General features: G+C 57.1%; 21 protein-coding genes and 1 pseudogene. 15 read left to right on the top strand and 7 right to left on the bottom strand.

The features are described from left to right. From ACIQYU_RS18050 to ACIQYU_RS18010, 9 genes are all read left to right on the top strand, one after another. Complete coding sequence (locus ACIQYU_RS18050) at nt 1-846, top strand: phage tail protein (RefSeq protein WP_402801221.1); 846 nt, start codon at nt 1-3, stop codon at nt 844-846. After that, nucleotides 821-1,027 (top strand): tail protein X, encoded by a 207-nt coding sequence (locus ACIQYU_RS18045; RefSeq protein WP_402801218.1) that lies wholly within the window; start codon nt 821-823, stop codon nt 1,025-1,027. The genes ACIQYU_RS18050 and ACIQYU_RS18045 overlap by 26 nt, the downstream gene beginning before the upstream one ends. A gap of 59 nt (nt 1,028-1,086) precedes the next feature. Then, the gene (locus ACIQYU_RS18040; RefSeq protein WP_402801215.1) at nt 1,087-2,139 is read left to right on the top strand and encodes a phage late control D family protein; all 1,053 of its coding nucleotides are present in this window, start codon (nt 1,087-1,089) and stop codon (nt 2,137-2,139) included. A gap of 25 nt (nt 2,140-2,164) precedes the next feature. Continuing rightward, entirely contained in the window at nt 2,165-2,713 is a 549-nt protein-coding gene (locus ACIQYU_RS18035) for a glycoside hydrolase family 19 protein (RefSeq protein ID WP_402801212.1), read from the top strand. Continuing rightward, nucleotides 2,710-3,213, top strand: coding sequence for a DUF2514 domain-containing protein (locus ACIQYU_RS18030; protein ID WP_402801209.1), 504 nt, complete (start codon nt 2,710-2,712; stop codon nt 3,211-3,213). The genes ACIQYU_RS18035 and ACIQYU_RS18030 overlap by 4 nt, the downstream gene beginning before the upstream one ends. Nucleotides 3,214-3,227: 14 nt before the next feature. Beyond that, nucleotides 3,228-3,440 carry a hypothetical protein gene (locus ACIQYU_RS18025; protein ID WP_402801206.1) on the top strand — a complete coding sequence of 71 codons (213 nt, stop codon included), beginning with the start codon at nt 3,228-3,230 and terminating at the stop codon, nt 3,438-3,440. A gap of 24 nt (nt 3,441-3,464) precedes the next feature. Beyond that, nucleotides 3,465-3,671, top strand: coding sequence for a hypothetical protein (locus ACIQYU_RS18020; protein ID WP_402801203.1), 207 nt, complete (start codon nt 3,465-3,467; stop codon nt 3,669-3,671). A gap of 119 nt (nt 3,672-3,790) precedes the next feature. Further along, the gene (locus ACIQYU_RS18015; RefSeq protein ID WP_402801200.1) at nt 3,791-4,099 is read left to right on the top strand and encodes a hypothetical protein; all 309 of its coding nucleotides are present in this window, start codon (nt 3,791-3,793) and stop codon (nt 4,097-4,099) included. Then, a complete protein-coding gene (locus tag ACIQYU_RS18010; RefSeq protein WP_402801197.1) occupies nt 4,089-4,307 on the top strand; it encodes a hypothetical protein in 219 nt (72 codons plus the stop codon). The genes ACIQYU_RS18015 and ACIQYU_RS18010 overlap by 11 nt, the downstream gene beginning before the upstream one ends. 212 nt (nt 4,308-4,519) lie before the next feature. Here the strand turns inward: ACIQYU_RS18010 and ACIQYU_RS18005 are convergent, their stop codons facing one another. After that, a complete protein-coding gene (locus ACIQYU_RS18005) occupies nt 4,520-4,864 on the bottom strand; it encodes a hypothetical protein (RefSeq protein WP_402801194.1) in 345 nt (114 codons plus the stop codon). A 220-nt stretch (nt 4,865-5,084) separates the two neighbouring features. Then, nucleotides 5,085-5,567: a DUF6998 domain-containing protein gene (locus tag ACIQYU_RS18000; protein WP_402801191.1), complete on the bottom strand. Its 483-nt coding sequence runs from the start codon at nt 5,565-5,567 to the stop codon at nt 5,085-5,087. A 250-nt stretch (nt 5,568-5,817) separates the two neighbouring features. On the opposite strand from ACIQYU_RS18000, the gene ACIQYU_RS17995 reads away from it, so the two are divergent. Then, nucleotides 5,818-6,543 carry a hypothetical protein gene (locus tag ACIQYU_RS17995; protein WP_402801188.1) on the top strand — a complete coding sequence of 242 codons (726 nt, stop codon included), beginning with the start codon at nt 5,818-5,820 and terminating at the stop codon, nt 6,541-6,543. Between the two features lie 985 nt (nt 6,544-7,528). Here the strand turns inward: ACIQYU_RS17995 and ACIQYU_RS17990 are convergent. After that, entirely contained in the window at nt 7,529-8,503 is a 975-nt protein-coding gene (locus ACIQYU_RS17990) for a fimbrial protein (protein ID WP_233687728.1), read from the bottom strand. A 590-nt stretch (nt 8,504-9,093) separates the two neighbouring features. On the opposite strand from ACIQYU_RS17990, the gene ACIQYU_RS17985 reads away from it, so the two are divergent. After that, nucleotides 9,094-9,309: a hypothetical protein gene (locus ACIQYU_RS17985; protein WP_402801185.1), complete on the top strand. Its 216-nt coding sequence runs from the start codon at nt 9,094-9,096 to the stop codon at nt 9,307-9,309. Between the two features lie 314 nt (nt 9,310-9,623). Here ACIQYU_RS17985 and ACIQYU_RS17980 read toward each other — a convergent pair whose 3' ends face one another. From ACIQYU_RS17980 to ACIQYU_RS17970, 3 genes and pseudogenes are all read right to left on the bottom strand, one after another. Then, nucleotides 9,624-10,418, bottom strand: a complete 795-nt coding sequence (locus ACIQYU_RS17980) for a substrate-binding domain-containing protein (RefSeq protein ID WP_402801182.1) — start codon at nt 10,416-10,418, stop codon at nt 9,624-9,626. 150 nt (nt 10,419-10,568) lie between these two features. Then, nucleotides 10,569-11,141, bottom strand: a pseudogene (locus ACIQYU_RS17975) (transposase). A 783-nt stretch (nt 11,142-11,924) separates the two neighbouring features. Continuing rightward, nucleotides 11,925-12,578, bottom strand: coding sequence for an HAD hydrolase-like protein (locus ACIQYU_RS17970; protein WP_233687725.1), 654 nt, complete (start codon nt 12,576-12,578; stop codon nt 11,925-11,927). 360 nt (nt 12,579-12,938) lie between these two features. On the opposite strand from ACIQYU_RS17970, the gene ACIQYU_RS17965 reads away from it, so the two are divergent. From ACIQYU_RS17965 to ACIQYU_RS17955, 3 genes are all read left to right on the top strand, one after another. Then, nucleotides 12,939-13,373, top strand: a complete 435-nt coding sequence (locus tag ACIQYU_RS17965) for a MarR family winged helix-turn-helix transcriptional regulator (protein WP_402801178.1) — start codon at nt 12,939-12,941, stop codon at nt 13,371-13,373. A 137-nt stretch (nt 13,374-13,510) separates the two neighbouring features. After that, nucleotides 13,511-13,951 carry a GNAT family N-acetyltransferase gene (locus tag ACIQYU_RS17960; protein ID WP_402801175.1) on the top strand — a complete coding sequence of 147 codons (441 nt, stop codon included), beginning with the start codon at nt 13,511-13,513 and terminating at the stop codon, nt 13,949-13,951. A gap of 385 nt (nt 13,952-14,336) precedes the next feature. Beyond that, on the top strand, nt 14,337-14,510 hold the full coding sequence (locus ACIQYU_RS17955) for a hypothetical protein (RefSeq protein ID WP_207837639.1): 174 nt from the start codon (nt 14,337-14,339) through the stop codon (nt 14,508-14,510). Between the two features lie 428 nt (nt 14,511-14,938). Here ACIQYU_RS17955 and ACIQYU_RS17950 read toward each other — a convergent pair whose 3' ends face one another. Then, entirely contained in the window at nt 14,939-15,613 is a 675-nt protein-coding gene (locus tag ACIQYU_RS17950; RefSeq protein ID WP_207837641.1) for a polysaccharide lyase family 7 protein, read from the bottom strand. A 235-nt stretch (nt 15,614-15,848) separates the two neighbouring features. Here ACIQYU_RS17950 and ACIQYU_RS17945 point away from each other — a divergent pair, with 235 nt between their 5' ends. Next, nucleotides 15,849-16,172, top strand: a complete 324-nt coding sequence (locus tag ACIQYU_RS17945; protein WP_207837642.1) for a DUF1654 domain-containing protein — start codon at nt 15,849-15,851, stop codon at nt 16,170-16,172. Nucleotides 16,173-16,208 lie beyond the last annotated feature (36 nt).

The following is a 16,208-nucleotide window of genomic DNA, read 5'->3' as shown; positions in this document are numbered from 1 at the left end:
ATGCCCTACATGGAGCAGCTGGAATCATCCTTGTCCGGGCTGGTTGCAGCTGGGGAGGCGGGGCGCAAGGGCGTGGACGGCATGCTGTCCCCGCTCAATGGTGCCATTGGTAGCATCACCGGTGCCGCGTCGGAGCTGGAAAACATCCCGTTTGTGGGCGGCGAGGCCGGGGCCAAGCTGGGCCGGATTGTGCGCAGTATCAACGTGGCACAGTCCCAGGTGGGGCAAGTGGCGTCGACCTATAGCCGTGCCGTCACCGGCGCCGCCCTGGTGCAGGAATGCCTCGGCACATTCAAGACGATGGCGGCCAAGGTCACGGCCGAGGCCGGGCGAGTGGCGGGGCTGGTCAGCCCGTCACTGACCAACATCCTGCCCACGGGCGGGCTGCTGGGTTCGGCGACGCCGCTGCCCGAGGCGGTCGCGCCGTTCCCCCACCTGCTGATCATCCAGCCGCATGACCCGAAGAAGCAGCCGTATTACTTCAACCTGGACACCGCGGCCTTTGACGAACTGCGCCGGCAGGCGTCGTTTCGCTGGGCTGGCCAGGAGCGCCTGCGCCGCAGCGTGGCGCAGCAGGCAGTCGGCCTGGGTGAGGAAAAAATCACGCTCAAGGGCGCGATTTTCCCGCACCACAAGGGCGGCATTAAGCAACTGGGCGTGCTGCGCAGCATTGGCCGCAACCTGCAGGCGTTGAAGCTGGTCACGGGCTATGGCGAGGTGCTGGGCGACTGGTGCCTGGTGAGCGTGGACGAGGAACAAAGCCACCTGCTGGCCGGCGGTATCCCCCGAAAACAAGGCTTTACCCTGGAGTTTGTGAGCTATGGCAACGACCTGCAGAACGTCTGACGGGGATTTGCTGGATGTGATCTGCCAGCACCACTACGGCAACCTCAACGGCACCGTCGAGGCGGTGCTGGGGGCTAACCCTGATCTGGCCAGGGAGGCGCAGCCGTACCGCGCTGGCCTGCTGATCCAGTTGCCCGACCTGTCGGCGCCGGCGGTCGAGCTGCTGCAGCTGTTCGACTGATCCCGCGTTACGCATAACGAACCCCGCCCCGTGCGGGGTTTTTTGTTCCTGGAGCAAGCATGAAACCGACGTACCGAATCATCGCGGATAACAAGGACATAACCCCGCTGATCAATGACCGCTTGTTGCTGCTGCGGATATCGGACAAGCCCGGCATGGAGTCGGACGAGTTCGAGCTGCGCATTGACGACCGCGACCAGGCTGTTGCACTGCCTGGCCGTGGCGGCCGGGTGGAGGTGCTGCTGGGCTATGAGGGCCAGCCCCTCAAGCGCATGGGCGCCTTTACCGTCGACGAGGTGCAGCTGTCCGGCCCGCCGGACACCATGACCATTCGCGGCAAGGCCAGCGACATGCGCGGCAGCGGCAAGACCGTGCGTAGTGGCAGCTGGGAAAACGTGCCGCTGTCGCAGATCGTCAACGAGGTGGCCAAGCGCAACGGCTGGGAGCCGGTGTGCCCGGTGGCCACCAAGATCGAGCGCGTCGACCAGCGCAACGAGTCGGACTTTAACTTTGTCACGCGCCTGGCCAAGCAGTACGACAGCACCGCCAAGGTGGCCGAGGGCAAGCTGCTGGTCATGCCCCGGCAGGGTGGGAAAAGCATCAGCGGCAAGGCCCTGCTGGTCGTACCCATCAACAAAACCGAGGTTGAGCGGTATCAGTTCCGCCTCGGGGATCGAGGTGCGCAGAAGGCTGTGCGGACCCAGTACCAGGACAAGAAAACCGGCGCCCTGCAGGTGGTCCAGCTGGACAACGACGAGGCCCCCGACGGCCTGCCCCCGGTGCATACCGACCGCCATATTTACCCCGACAAGACTGCCGCCGAGCAGGCCGCCAAGGCGCGGCTGGCTGCGCTCAACCGCAGCACCGCCGGCGTGCGCCTGGAAATGGCCGGGCGTACTGACCTGTTTGCCGAATGCACGATTAACGCCCAAGGCTTCAAGGTCGGCCTGGACGGTGAGTATCTGGTGGACAGTGTCGCGCAGGTATTCACCGCGTCGGGCTGGACCACGACCGTCGAATGCAACGGCGGCAAGAAGGGTAAAGCCAAGGCCAAGGGCGCCAAGACGAAAACCGAAAAACCGCTCAAGACCGTAGATGTAGGGCCGGCCTGAGCGATAACTACAGGAGTAAGTAAGCATGAGCGTAACCCCCCAGCAGCTGCTGCAGATTCTCCCGAACGCCGGCCCGAAAGCCGGCGTTTTTGCACCCGTCCTCAACGCCGCCATGGGCGCGCGCGGCATCGTCACGCCGGCGCGGCAGGCCGCGTTTATCGCGCAGATCGGCCATGAATCCGGCCAGCTCCGCTTTGTGCGCGAGCTGGGCAATGACAAGTACCTGGCCAAATACGACACCGGGTCGCTGGCGGCACGGCTGGGCAACACGCCGGCGGCCGATGGCGATGGCCAGAAGTATCGAGGCCGGGGCCTGATCCAGATTACCGGTCTGGCCAATTACCAGGCCTGTGGCGAGGCGCTGGGTCTCGACCTGGTCAACCAGCCTGAGCTACTGGAGCTGCCGGTGCACGCGGCCGCGTCGGCGGCCTGGTACTGGCAGACGCGCGGCCTCAACACGCTGGCAGACCGAGGCGACTTCGTGGGCATCACCCGAAAGATCAATGGCGGCCTTAACGGGCAAGCCGAGCGCCTGGCGCTATGGGAACGAGCCCGGAGGGTGCTGGGCGCATGAACGGTTTCAACTGGCGCCTGGCGCTGCCGATGTTATCGCTGGGCGTAGCTTCCCACTGGGCCGTCTACCAGCACGGCTTATCAGTAGAGCGTGAGAAGGCCGGCCACGCATCAGCTCAACGAGAGAGCGACTCCCGACTTAGCCAGGTGATTGGCGAACGGCAGGCACGCTACGAGGAACAACGACGCGCGATGGCGCAGGAGGAGGCGAGAGCCCATGCCCAAAACGAAAGAACGATTGCTGATACCGGCGCTGTTGGCGCCGATGTTGCTGGCCAGCGGATGCGCAGAGATGCCGCCGAGCTCGCCGCCGCTGTCAGTTGCTCCGGCCCGGATACCACCGCTTCCGCCCGAGGCCAGACAGCCACTCGCGCCGCCATGGTGCTCTCCGACCTGCTCATACAGGCTGATGCTCGAGCGGGAGAACTGGCGAAAGCTTATGACCAAGCCCGAATAGCGGGTCAGGCCTGCGAATCGTCCTATAATGCGCTGATCAAGTAATCGAGGTATGGGCAGTGGGCAAACGCACCTTCATTGGCATGGTCGAGGCGGGCAAGCCGCTGATTCAGCAGGCCATTGACGCCATGCGGAAGTACCACCAAGCCCAAGACAGTGGCGCGCCGCCTGGAGAGGTCGAGCACCTACGTCTATTGGCGGATTCGCTATACCAAGCGGTTGTTGATTACCAGCTAATCCAAGCAGGGCGGGCGCCGGCTACTATACAATGATGGCGGCCCCAGAATGGAGTTCAGATGGAGACTAAACCACCTTTCCTTTATCCGGACCATCCCATGTATACCGACGCCGTGCAGGCATGGAAGCGTCACCATGAAGCGAAGGCATCTGGTGCCCCAGCGGAAGAGGTTGAGCGTCTCCGGCTGATTGCTGAGTCACAGAACCAGGCTGTCACCGACTACCAGCTCAAGGCGTTAGGCGGCCCTGCTGGCAAGGTTCACTAATTGGGCCACATACGCCTCCGTCCGGCCTGAGCAAACGAGCATAGTCCGCCGAGCGGTACTGGTGCGGTTGCTTTGCCTGATGCTGAAATACTGTATCGATATACAGTATTGGGTGCAGCATGTACTTCCTCCTACTCCGCCGCCGCGTGAAGGGCGTGGCCATCCCCTCCGATCAGCTTAGGAAGGTCCAGCCAATGCGGGCCGACATCCACATCGGTGACCACCACAGTGAGCCGTTGGGCCGGGTTTCGACCCAGGCATGGGTGTTTAACCCGTCGCCAGGGCCCGACATCATCCCCCGATTGCACGACGCCAAGCTCAACGGCATGGCCCAGCTCGGCCTCAACATCACCGGGGTTGAGGAGATCGACGGCGCTCTTTACGCCCAATCATGGTGGTGCCGGGCGGTGGGCGAATATGGCAACTGAGCTTCCGCTGGCCTGGCTGGCCGAGCTGAACGACCAGGTTGCCCTGGTGGCTGATCCTGATGGGCGCGCAGCGGTGCTCGATGAGATGGCCTATGCCGCACGCCGGCGGCTAGAGGTCGATGACGGCGACCTGGTCGACATGCTGGAGATCGTCGAGTCGGCTAGGTTGTGGGCGCTTGATGAATCCGAGAGGGGGTGGGGTGGGTAGGCAGAACGCCGGAGGAGGGTGGCTACGGCTGTCTACAACCGCTCAATAACATCTCTGTTTTACTGGGCGAAAGTCGCCGGAACTAGCCGAACTGTATTACAGGTTCGATTCACAGGCCGCATACGTCGCGGCCTGAGGTCGATTTTTTCCGCTACTGCTGTATTACTGGAAGCTCGATCCTGTCTCACATCGCGAGAGACGTACCAACGAGGTCACTTTTTGTAAGTGACGAAAATTTTAGAGCCTGTCATGACTTTGCCGATCTCGTAGTCTGGGGACCACGTAGCAATGTTGTGCGCAGCCATTGCAATGCCAGCTCCGGCTGCAATGATAGTACCCCAGCCTGTCCAGGCCGCTGCTCCCATAGCCGCCACACGACCGATGGTATAGACGCGGCAAGTCATACCTTGAGATTCGATCAGTTTCTCAAGCGTCTCAACAGCCTTTGCAAATTTTGTGGAGTTCGGACACTCCAGCACGAAGCTTTCATGAGCTCGAATTTTCATCCCAATGTGCTCGTCGGTCACAGAGTCCAAATCGTAGACATTCACATCCATTGCATCAGCTCCAAAAGAATTAAATCCCAACGGGATTGTGTCGGCAGAATGCCATCATTCTTTAGCGGATGCCTTAAGAATCGGTTTCAACACTGAAAAGGCGACCCTTGCGGTATGCGGCCTGTAGCCGTGCCGTTTCATCGTCGTTTTGGAACCGATTTTGCCTTGCGGGCGGCATGGATAGGGCGCTTGTACCACGGTCTTAAAAGCCGCTGGCTTTTCATAGGTCTCCAGCTGGCGGAGCAGCTGGGGCATCTTTTAGAGAAGGGCTCGCAGTGGTCGTCAGCTGGCGCGCTTTGGATATATCGAGCTCATAGTTTCCGCTTGGCGCGTAGTAGCGGGCTGCTGCGATTGCCTGCGCGACAGGTCCGTAATACACAATTGAGAGCGCACCGTCTTGGTATTGGATGACCATTAGGTCGTCGACTCTGTCGACGGTCGACCTACCGATAGGAACAAATCCGTTTTTCTGAGCCGTCGTCTTAACGCTTACCTTTCTACCACTCCTGCAGATCACATCGAAGCCATGCTGGTTGGTTAGGTGAGCGAGCGTGCCTTCTAGCTCTAGCGCGCAGTAGAACTCGCCCAGCCGCCCTAAAAGGTGGCGTACCTCCGTAGCGCTCACGCCGAACTCAACTGTCTCCAATCGAATCAGTTCAAAGTATTTTTCGAACAGCTGCTGGATACGGTCTTGGGGGATCATCGTATGCGGACGTCAAGGTCAGTTTGGGCCGTTCAGTTATACAGGATTTTCGTAACGCGGCCTCTGCAGAGCGAATTTTCGGCGCAGCCGGGCATCGAGCTGTGCTCCAATTCTGATACCAGTCACTGGTGATGTGGGCAAGAGAGATCTAATTAGTACCAATCATGGGCGGGCCTATACCGGCGCTGGAGGAATGAATCGTCCGGCCGATACAGGCTTTTCGAAGACGGAACCTGAATAGGGATAGATGATGCTTGACAAGGATGGGTACGATCTAGTGTGCACGAGCGGTGTCGATCTTGGCGATGCCCAGCGACCGCACTTGAACAGCGTGGTGATCGATAAACTAGGCGCCTGCGTAGGTGAAATGTTTCCTGGCTTTGCTGCCGCCTTTCCTCGTGCCGTGGCGGCGATCGAGCGTGAGTATGCTGTGCCGATAGTACTGTTCGAGAGTTATAGGGGTACTTGGATAGCATCGCTGGCGGCTGAAGGGCGAGCACTGAACCTGTTCTTCTACCTGGCGCCCGAAACGCTTGCAACAGAGGGGCCTACATTCGAGCGAAACTGTGCGATGCTGCCGGCCCGTTGGAAAGAACTGTTTCGCTATTTCTGGTCTTTTATGTTGACCGAGCGCTCCTATCTGTCCATGGATTGGACCAACTCCCCGTTCTCCTACAGCGGACGCCTGTCAATCGAACGCTATCGAGTGTTGCGTGGGGTGAAGAAGGCCGTGATGAGGGATTTCGTCAAAAGCATCCAGGCGAGTTCCGAGCACTACCTGCGTTGCTGGCTGCTGACTGATGCGGGCGATGCCCTGTTTCTTGACGAAGGCAAGTGCGATAGGAAGGTCTATCACGTTAAGAACGATGACTTTGCCGATTACCGTCTACTCGAAGATCCGGAGACGCTGCTGGACAGCTACTTGGCGCACTACGTGACGACGCAGTCACCAGAAGGGTTTGACTTCAGGGCGTAAGGGGGTTGGGAGTAGGTCGGCAGAACGCTGGTAGAAGGGTTGGAAACTGCTGGATAGGTGTACAGTCAGCTCGTACCAATTTTTGTACCAATGGCTGTGTTTTGGGGAGGGATGCAGCGTGGCGCGGAGGGCTGGAAGGCCCGTAAACACGGGCTTTCCTCACTTTCGAAAACTCACTAAAACGCGAAAAACATCTCTGGAGTATGGCTGAACGCCTGTCGAATGCCTTATATCCAAAGGGCGCAACGTGAACGAAATTTAATCCTGTACCAATTACGCTCGCTTCCAGCTTCGCCAGTTTGGTCCAGTCGTTAGCCGAATTCAGCCATTTCGCGTAGGTGGAAAGGAGCACCTGAACCGAGTGCTCAAGCTGCCCTGCAATGAAAGCCGGGTTCATCCCTGATATGAGGCACATCGTGGCATAAGTATGTCGGCAGTTGTACTGGGGGCGATGCCTAAAGCCCTTCGCTTCGACCGCCTGGTTGAAGTGTTTGCCGGAGGTCTCGGGTACGGTGATGGGTGGCGACGAGCCTGCTGGCTGGCACGGAGCAGGGAAGTGGAAAAGCGCAGCTGTACAGGGTTGATCGAAGCAGGCGAGCCGCTGATTCAGAAGGCCGTCGACGCCATGCGGGAGTACCACTAGGCCCAGGACCGTGGCGCGCCGCCTGAGGAAATCGAGCGCCTGCGGCTATTGGCCGAGTCGCTATTCCAAGCGGTCTCCGACTGGCAGTCGCGCGCTGTCGCCAAGGCGCGGGGGAAGGATCTGGCTCCGCTGCACTAGGCTGCGCTTATGGCTGAACCACAGCTGTATTCAGACCAAACAGCGATACGCGTCGCCATCTTCAAGCTGCTAGCACGGGCTGATGCTAGAGCGGGAGCTGGTGACAGTATGGCCCACCTCGATAGCTGGTCAGCAATATGAACGTGGGTACGACGTCCACAGGCGTTCACAGCTATCGGAAAGCCGCCACGTTCCAGGCAGTAGTCACAGATAATTCATAATGAAGGTCACTTCGCTGTTGGCGGAGCCAGCACCCATCCCTTCATCATATTGGCCATTATTACCAGTCGGTAAGGTACGGATATACTTGGCGTTCAAGGGTATCGAGAAGTTTCCTCCGCCTGTGGAGTATTCGTTGAAGACATAAGTTTTGTCGAGTTGTATGGGGGCCTGATTGCGGTCAAGTAATTGCAGTGCTATACCTTTCGCTGTCGAGCTTTTGTTTAATTCGATAATGCCGAGTGCACTGTCCACCGCCGGGGAGCCTGACGTGGCAGATAAGCTATAGCTCACTTTCTGGATTCCACTCGGGCAGTTATTCAATTGTATATTGAACGCTTTTGGTGGAGTGGAGTTTCCATTTTTTGAAAATATGCTTAGGTTGTATTCGCCCATTGTAACGGCGATGTTTGGAGTTTCGCACGACTGAAGTATAATGGCTGAGCTATTATCAGTTGCCATTGCTAAAGGTCTTACGCTTGCCGATTCTATTTGTATATACCCTAGGACTCCGGCTGGTATGGTTGCGCCTGGTGAGATTTCTCCCGTTTTAACTATGCGTAGGGCGTTTGTAGTGGTATTGAATCCGTATCCGCCAGGTTGTCGAGGTGTTCCACCGCCAAATCCGATATATGCATTTCCCTGATAAATCCACTGCCACGAAAGCCCCGTATTACCTATTGGGAAATAAGTTGACGTTGAATCCGCACCCGCGTTGTTTTTAATCCCGTTCGTGAATGTGGTCGAGCATTCGTACGATGCGTTGCCATTAAAGGTCATAGCCGGGGATTCGTAAATCACGGTGTTGACTGCTGCGTCTCTGGGGATTGAAAGCGTGGAAGGTATACTTATATTTATCTGTTTTTGTGAATGGCCGTCGTAAAACTTGCAAGCTGCAAACGAGAGCGAAGGTGCAGCGATAAAAATACAAGCTGCCAGTGATGTGATAGATTTAATCATTGCTGAGCCCCTCAACGAATTTCCAGTTGAACTCGGGGTGCTCGGTCGTTAAGCGATGATAAGCCTCGTTTAAACGGGGGCTCTCTGCCTCACTAGATGGTTTGTTTAAAGTGTGATGAGATGATGAAGCGCACGCAGAAATAGTAAAGAATATACTTGATATAACTATATTCCAGCCATTATAATGCTTGCTTGCTTGCTTGCTTGCTTGCTTGCTTGCTTGCTTGCTTGCTTGCTTGCTTGCTTGCTTGCTTGCTTGCTTGCTTGCTTGCTTGCTTGGTCATAAGTTTGCCTTGTATCTTGCATGGTGCATGCCCGGTAAGTGAGTGCACCAAGTTACCCCCGGAATGGCTGGAGGTTTAATCAGACAATTCTGATAGCTACATAGCGCCCAGATGATAGGAAGATCTCTACCAGGAGCGGTTGTTTTGCTGAATCGGCTTTGCAGGCGTTGACTGGCTACCCGTGTCGTATATGCCTCGATTCTGCCCCTACCTTCCAACATGCGGGGCCCTGCTCGGCATCAACATAAACGGGATCGAAGAGATCGACGGCGTGCTGTACGTGCAATCGTGGTGGTGTAGGAAGGAATGATGGCAGGACTGCCACAGCCCTGGGTGTCCGAGCTGGATGACCAGGCTGCCCTGCGCGAGGATCCCGATGGACGCCCGGCCGTGCTCAGTGAAATGGCCTACGCTGCGCGCCGGCGTCGAGAGGTTGATGATGAGGACGTGGTCGACATGCTGGAGATCGTCGAGACGGCCAGGTTGTGGGCGCTTGCCGAATCTTGGAGGGTGTGGGAGTAGGTCGGCAGAGCGCCGGAGGAGTGCGAAAATCAATTCCAAAATTGAAATGGCGAACCTTGCAGTATGCGGCCTGTAGCCGTGCCGTTTCGTCGTTGTTTTGGAATCGATTTTGCCTTGCAGGCAACATGGAGTGGAGGTTTATCACGCGGTCTTGAAAACCATTGAGCAGACCTACGCATGGGCCGCACCTGTTGGGCGGCTCGATTGGCCTCTGCGAGCGGCCGCTTTCGACCCATTGCAGACGCTCGCAAAGCGAAGACTGCGGCAAGATCTTCGTGTTTTGCCGAGCCCAGTTTCGATGTCGGTGCTCGCAGTCAGCTTGCTGCATGAGGTAGCGGCGTCAAGCCACTATCTTTGATCGCTGCGTCGGCTTGTGGCGATGCCAGATAGTCGAGGAGCGCCTGGGCTGCGGCATGATGCTGGCTCTTGGTGACGACAGCGCCAGAATACATCGTCATTTTCTGCGCTTCAGCCGGGATCAGACCAACGATGTCGATCCCCTTTACTGGCTTAAGTTCACTGAGCTGTTGGAAGCCGATCTGTGCTTCGCCGCGAGCGATCACCGCGCCGACAGGCTCGGCAGGTATCATGTGAGCCTTGGCCACGAACTGGTCACCGAGCTGCAGGCGAGGGAACAGGGTCCTGGAAAGATAGACGCCGCTTGCGCTGTCGGAGTACGCGACAGAGCTGCTGTTTTGCAGCACTGTGCGCAAGGCCTGCATGGTGCCTATGTCCGGCTTCGATTCGCCTTTGCGAACGGCCATGGCAATGAAAGACTTTCCGAGATCAATTCGGCTGGTCTTATCGGCTAGACCGCTGGCGACCAGGTTGTCGAGCGCCGAACCTACCATCAGAACTACATCCGCCTGCTCACCGCGGGCGAGCCTATTCGGGACGGCCTGTGGGGTTTCCCCCATCGAAGGCGCGGCTAGAACTTCCAGCTTCACGCCGTATGTCTTCTCATAAGCTGGCGCCACTTCCCGGATAACGCCCATGATACCGCCGGAACTAAGAACGGTCAGCGTTTCCTCACCACCTTGTACAACGTCAGCAGCCGAGCAGACGAATGAGGTGGTTAAGAGGGTGGCACAGAACAGCATTCGAAGCATCGGAGCTTTCTCCACTAGTAAAGGCGCGGAATCTTACCGGGGCGAAGCTCAAGCTTTTGATTAATCAACGATTAAGAATGTTTTACTTTTTTACCCGCAATTGGCATGTATGGGGCGAAAGCAGGCCGCGCCTGACCGTTTTTGTAGTGGTCAACTCATCCCGGGCACCGGATTGAGTTTTTCCTCGGCCATCGCCGGCGGTAATCCACCGTTGAACTGAGGCGGTCGCTCCCAGTTGTAGCGCTGCATCAGAAACCTGCCAATGTCCTGCTGTGCCTGCGCAGCACTCATGTAGCCCACACTCGGCACCCACTCCGTTTTCAGGCTGCGGAACAAACGTTCCATGGGCGCATTGTCCAGGCAATTACCTCTGCGGCTCATGCTCTGCCTGAAGCGGTAACGCCACAACCGCTGACGAAAAACTCGGCTGCCATACTGGCTACCCTGGTCACTATGAAACAGCACATTCTGCGGCCGCCCACGGTGCTCTTACGCCATATCCAGCGCCAACTCTTGGATCTTCTGCTGCTCGGGGGGCAGCGCCTTGCTCGCTGGCGTAGCACCGCCCCGTTCTGACTGGAGTTGATTCACCGAGCGGCGAAGCGCCGATTCAACCAAGTCGAGCGACCGGGCGGCTTCAGTAAGGCTATAGCCCTGGTCGAGCACCAGGCCGGCTGCCTCGCGCTTGAATTCGGGGGTGAAAGTACGTCGTTGTCTGCTCATCGAACACCTCTGTGTGGCGACCATTTTCGCCTAAGAAGGTGCCCGGGGTTAGTAGACCACTACAGAGTGCCCGACCAAGCCTGCAATGACGGCTGGATTCATGCCTGCCATTGGGCACATCGTTGCCTTTGTGTGCCTGCAATTGAAAAGGATGCAGTAAAGATCTGGTTTCATCTGCTGGGGCGGGTCTCTGTGGGCATGGGGGACCTCGTCGAAGTCGACTAAAATCTGAGTAGTTGGCTATGGTGAGGTGAGCTATGCGCTACTCGAAAATCAGACCGTTTTTATGGTGGGCTGGCGCCCTGCAGTTTTTCGCGATCTTGGCGGCCATTGAGCACAGAGCATGGGACGTTGTGTTCATATGCCTGATGGTGATTGCGGTTGGTGTATGGTTTGCCAGGGATGCACAGCGTCTGGAGATTCACAAGCAGCCAAGTACGAAGTAGCCAATAGGGAGAAGCCTGGCACAGAAGCGGCGAGATTCTCCACGCGGCATGGAATACTCATAATGGTTGGGTTCAGCTGCTTCCTGATTCTCTGGGACGAAAAATTTGCCCGCCACTTGGCAACGTCGTACTCAAGTACAGCAAGCTGCTCGGCCTCTGCTGGTCGCGTCCCGGCTGTACTCCGTCCTGCGCAATGACACCAAAACCCTGGGATGATGATGCTTGCCGTAGGGCTTGTCCCCGCACGCTCCGTTTTCAACGGGTTTGGTGTTGGTGGTCGACGTGAGGCAACAGTTAATCATGGACCGACGTCAGCAATATCAACGCGAGCAGTTAACTAACTTGGGGAGGAGTCCAGATGGTCATGGCTATCTGCCAGTCGCCGTAGTTCGTTTACATCGGCGAACCACGCATGGGATTGAAGGTTTTGAAATGCTTCATATGTCCCGTATCCCCACGCAACCGCGCCGAAGGCGATGCCGGCAGTTGATGCTGCTTCACCATCCGTAGGTTGATCGCCTATATAGATAACCTCTTCTTTTGCCACGCAAAATTTTCGCATGACCCGGCGCAAGCGCGATGCCTTACCGAAAATGGAAGCCCCGCACTCGAAGGCCTGGATATGTCGACAGCTGGAACCCAGAACCTGCGTGACATTCTCTCTGGAGTTGGAAGACACTACTGCGAGTATCAATCCCTTCTCATCAAGATGGCTCAACGTATTGGCGATATCCTCAAACAGCTGGATTGAGCCTCGATGCTTCTTCATCAGCCCCATAAAAGTTCGCGCCACTAGAGGTAGCTTCCAGCGAGGCATTCCGATATGAGACATGATCTCCCGAGCCCCCTGCTTGCGTAGAGAGTCCAGCTCTTCTGGTTGGATCCGGTTGAAGGAGTGCTTGTCAGCAATTTGATTGAATACTGAAACGAAGAATGGAAAGGAGTCTGCGAGTGTGCCGTCAAAGTCGAAAATTGCAAGCCGGTATGACATGTAAGGATTCCTTCCTGGAGTGCAGGCAGCCGTATCAAGGGGCCTGCCTGTGCAGGGTGTTCAACTCACCCGATTGGCGGTCGCATTATTCTTGCCCCGGCATCTCCGATCAAGGCAGTACGGGCGCTTGAACGGAGAATTCTTAGGGAGTACTGGCAAGTCGGGGGCTACCGCAAGCCTGGCTGGCTGAGCTGGGCGATCAGGTCGCCTTGATCGAAGATCCCGATGGGCGCACCGCAGCCGTTTCAAAGGCCCTCTGAGCTTTTTGTTTCGATATTTGGTTGGCAGGTCGATTCAGGCTTCGTTGCCTAACACGATGCTAGGTCTCAAGCGTGCCAGCGAAGCCCGAGTGAGCGCACCATGAGTGCAGGCCATCTGGATACTGATGAAAAGTGGAGTGGATCTGCCTACTCAGGGCCGAGCAGCAGCCCGGAGTTCCGACTCTGGCGCGAATTCCTGGATTGGCAGCGACAGCTCAATGCGCTGTTGAATCCACTGGGGCTCACTCAGCCACAGTTCGCGATTCTGGCTGTATGCGGTTGGTTGACGCGCAATAGTGAGCAGATTACTCAACAGGGTATCGCGAGATTCACCGGCATGGACCGTATGCACATCTCGCAGATCGTATCTCGCTTGGAAAAAGATGGGCTTGTCGAGAAACGGATAGACCCTCAAGATCACCGCGCGAACCTGCTATCACTCAGCAAGGAGGGGCTTGCTCGGTTGCGCATCGCGATGCCGGTTGTTGAAGCGTTCGACACAGCGTTCTTTCATAAAGCCGCGTGCCAAGGCTGAAGGGCTTCTGGAGGTGTTTGCCAAAGGCAAGATTGTCATCCTGGTGCCACATGTTGCTGGTGACTGATGGAGGCAGGTGACATCGTGCTGATCAGAACGATTACACTGCGAAATCAGGCCCATTTCACGGTATAACAATGACGTCACAGTTAACTGTGCGGCTTGCCTCGAACAGCGATATCGGCAGGTTGGTCGATCTGGATTCAATCGCCAAGCGAGAACCAATGCGCCGAGCGTTCATTGCGCAGGCTGTCACTGCTGGCCAATGCTGGATCGCCGCGGAAGCTCGCGATGCGTCGATGGTGCTGGGGTATGGTGTTCTTGACTTTTCGTTCTTTGGACACGCATTCATCCCCCTCATCATGGTGAGGGACTCGCAGCGCCGTCATGGCGTCGGTTCCGCCATCCTCCGCACCCTGCAATCCCAGTGCGGGGCCGCAAAATTGTTCACGTCGACAAATGCCTCCAATCAACCGATGAAAAAACTGCTCGGAAAGTTCGGCTTCATAGAGAGCGGTTATGTCGAGAATCTGGATGAGGGCGACCCCGAGATAATTTTTGTGAAGCACTACCCCTGATATCGTCGAAAGTTCGCGGAAGAGGCGGGTAGCGCGTACCGGTGTCTCGGGGGCGCGCACCAGTCGATCGGCTTGATGATGTAACCGTTCTGTCATGCCCGGGTCTTCATAGTTTTGATGCCGTCGGCACGCATCCACGACGCGGCAAAAGTGCCCACCCCTGATCAACAGGCCCGAACAGTCTGTTCAGACGCGTGGCGGCGCCGGCCTGGTATCCCTCGAAAGCATCAGCCGGTTGGTCCGGGGGACTGCTATCTGCCCGTGAAAGTAAGGTCGAAACGTGCTTTCAAATTACGGGATCAGGCGAGCATTTCGAAGGAAAATTTCCAAAGCGTGTATAGTGGGATTCGGGCCTTTTTCCTGGCCCTGGACCGAGGTAACAACCATGCACCCGACCTTTTCTCCAGAAACGCAGCGTGCACATCAGCGCCTGAGCGAGCAAATTGAGCTGTTCATTCGTGGCGGTGGCAATATCGAACAGATTCCCGCTGGCGTGAGCGGAACATCAGCACTCAAGCCGAAGAACTCATGGGCAAGCGAGCGCACTGCAAAGGCATGAGGCATGCAATCTACACCGAAACGCAGCTGAATCATGCCTCCATGGAAATGCCCGGCTACAGGCTGGGCATTTCCAGGAGCATCTGAATTTAACCCATCATCAAGAGCCCGGATTGCAAGCTGTGATTCTGGAATCTTTGTGCAAGCGACCGAGTGTCGATTGTCGCCATGGGTGCATCCTCTTCTGGGCCAATGCTGGCCCGGTGGTATGGATCGCTGGAGCGACATGTATGTGCACGGTGCCAAGGCCATCGAGAACCCGCCCGAACATTGAACGTAGCTTGTATGCAGCACCTGGCGGCGGCTCACCGCCAAGCGGCACCTGATTTAAGAAAAAACGCAGCCATCAGGTGAAGCAATTCACCGCTATCCCGATGCGGCCTGCGCTTTGGATACAGGGCATCGGGATGTCTTGCCGGCTCCCTCGGCTCAGGCATGGATCAGCGCAAGGTCGCTGATGATGCAGATCGAGCCGTCATCGGCGGGCGTCGTATCGGTGTAGTCCACCTGGTTGTAGACCCCGCCGTGGAACTCGAATAGCCGCGAAGCCCAGGTGCTGTCGAACCGTAGATCGCCGGACGAACCGGTCACCCCGTTGCACTTGGCCGTAACGGTGACCACGCCTGCCGAGGTAGCGTGGATGCTCACCTCGAACTTTGCCCCCAGCGGGACACCCTTCAGCACCGTCGAGTTTATCGGGTCAGTCTGGTTGTAGGTCCGCCGAAACCCCAGGGTGATTTCGCCTTTCTTCCAGAACACCTTCACGGGCGGGCTGTCGTCTCCGAAGACGTGCATCTGCGCGATGACCACCTTCTGCGCCCAGTTGACTTTGGTCAGCGTCATTGTCTGGCGGTTCCAGTGATCCTGGGCGCTGTTCAGGGTCCAGTATTCCGGTTCTGACCACTCGCAACGGGTCCTGTGGGTGCTTTTGCTCGAAGCGCCTTTGGTGGGGGCAAACAACTGAATCGAACCATCGCTGAGCACTGTCACATAGCTCGGGTATTGAGCAATTGCTTCAGTGCCGGTGAGTTCGATCGCTACGGGGCTGATCGACGACTCGGCTACAGGAACGGCGAGGGTGAGGTTGCTGATATTTACGCTCATGGGAGGCTCCTGAATAAAAATGGCGGTTTGTGCTGCAGCAGCACGGTGGCGGCTGCCGAAGTGAAATTTAGCCCTTCGCTAAATATCGGTCAATAGCTGTGGGCTAAATTTATTTCGCTTGGCGACAAATTACTTGTTGGCGAAAATTTTCCGCAGCGGGGCTTTACGCTTGATTTGGCGGTGGGATAAGCTTTCCTTGAATACTGTACGAATATACAGCCTTCAGGATAAGAATATGTCTAAGCACGTGAATTCGACGCCCCATCAGCGTCAGGAAATGACCGGAATAGAGCGGCTGAGCTTGCGGGTGTCAGCGATGATCAACCACCCGCTCGCGCAGACGCAGCGCTGGGTGACAGTGCATCGTCTGGATACCGACGGTGATACCGAGTGGGAGGAGGTGATGGGCCTGCTGGCCGAGACGCCCGAGCTGGCGCTGACCTTCAACGACGACGAGAGTGTGACGGTGCGCTGGGAGCGCAGCAGCGTGGAGGAACGCGACGACTTTGTCGTCGAGCAGGACAGCGAACAGCAGATTGAGAAGGCGGCACCTTTCTGAGTATCGGAAAAAGCTCGCTCCAACAGGTACGGTGCA

Source organism: Pseudomonas sp. NPDC096925 (genome assembly GCF_044762545.1).
Classification (GTDB): domain Bacteria; phylum Pseudomonadota; class Gammaproteobacteria; order Pseudomonadales; family Pseudomonadaceae; genus Aquipseudomonas.
The sequence above is the reverse complement of the archived record's forward strand: the minus strand, read 5'-3'. Positions and strand labels throughout refer to the sequence as shown.

Bases quoted from the DNA above. Each gene is read 5' to 3' on its own strand.
- ACIQYU_RS18030 (WP_402801209.1), top strand. From the start codon at position 2,710: ATGAACGGTTTCAACTGGCGCCTGGCGCTGCCGATGTTATCGCTGGGC.
- ACIQYU_RS18035 (WP_402801212.1), top strand. From the start codon at position 2,165: ATGAGCGTAACCCCCCAGCAGCTGCTGCAGATTCTCCCGAACGCCGGC.
- ACIQYU_RS18040 (WP_402801215.1), top strand. From the start codon at position 1,087: ATGAAACCGACGTACCGAATCATCGCGGATAACAAGGACATAACCCCG.
- ACIQYU_RS18015 (WP_402801200.1), top strand. From the start codon at position 3,791: ATGTACTTCCTCCTACTCCGCCGCCGCGTGAAGGGCGTGGCCATCCCC.
- ACIQYU_RS18045 (WP_402801218.1), top strand. From the start codon at position 821: ATGGCAACGACCTGCAGAACGTCTGACGGGGATTTGCTGGATGTGATC.
- ACIQYU_RS17960 (WP_402801175.1), top strand. From the start codon at position 13,511: ATGACGTCACAGTTAACTGTGCGGCTTGCCTCGAACAGCGATATCGGC.
- ACIQYU_RS17995 (WP_402801188.1), top strand. From the start codon at position 5,818: ATGCTTGACAAGGATGGGTACGATCTAGTGTGCACGAGCGGTGTCGAT.
- ACIQYU_RS17970 (WP_233687725.1), bottom strand. From the start codon at position 12,578: ATGTCATACCGGCTTGCAATTTTCGACTTTGACGGCACACTCGCAGAC.
- ACIQYU_RS17980 (WP_402801182.1), bottom strand. From the start codon at position 10,418: ATGCTTCGAATGCTGTTCTGTGCCACCCTCTTAACCACCTCATTCGTC.
- ACIQYU_RS18000 (WP_402801191.1), bottom strand. From the start codon at position 5,567: ATGATCCCCCAAGACCGTATCCAGCAGCTGTTCGAAAAATACTTTGAA.
- ACIQYU_RS17955 (WP_207837639.1), top strand. From the start codon at position 14,337: ATGCACCCGACCTTTTCTCCAGAAACGCAGCGTGCACATCAGCGCCTG.
- ACIQYU_RS17950 (WP_207837641.1), bottom strand. From the start codon at position 15,613: ATGAGCGTAAATATCAGCAACCTCACCCTCGCCGTTCCTGTAGCCGAG.
- ACIQYU_RS18010 (WP_402801197.1), top strand. From the start codon at position 4,089: ATGGCAACTGAGCTTCCGCTGGCCTGGCTGGCCGAGCTGAACGACCAG.
- ACIQYU_RS18005 (WP_402801194.1), bottom strand. From the start codon at position 4,864: ATGGATGTGAATGTCTACGATTTGGACTCTGTGACCGACGAGCACATT.
- ACIQYU_RS17985 (WP_402801185.1), top strand. From the start codon at position 9,094: ATGATGGCAGGACTGCCACAGCCCTGGGTGTCCGAGCTGGATGACCAG.
- ACIQYU_RS18020 (WP_402801203.1), top strand. From the start codon at position 3,465: ATGGAGACTAAACCACCTTTCCTTTATCCGGACCATCCCATGTATACC.
- ACIQYU_RS18050 (WP_402801221.1), top strand. From the start codon at position 1: ATGCCCTACATGGAGCAGCTGGAATCATCCTTGTCCGGGCTGGTTGCA.
- ACIQYU_RS17965 (WP_402801178.1), top strand. From the start codon at position 12,939: ATGAGTGCAGGCCATCTGGATACTGATGAAAAGTGGAGTGGATCTGCC.
- ACIQYU_RS17990 (WP_233687728.1), bottom strand. From the start codon at position 8,503: ATGATTAAATCTATCACATCACTGGCAGCTTGTATTTTTATCGCTGCA.
- ACIQYU_RS17945 (WP_207837642.1), top strand. From the start codon at position 15,849: ATGTCTAAGCACGTGAATTCGACGCCCCATCAGCGTCAGGAAATGACC.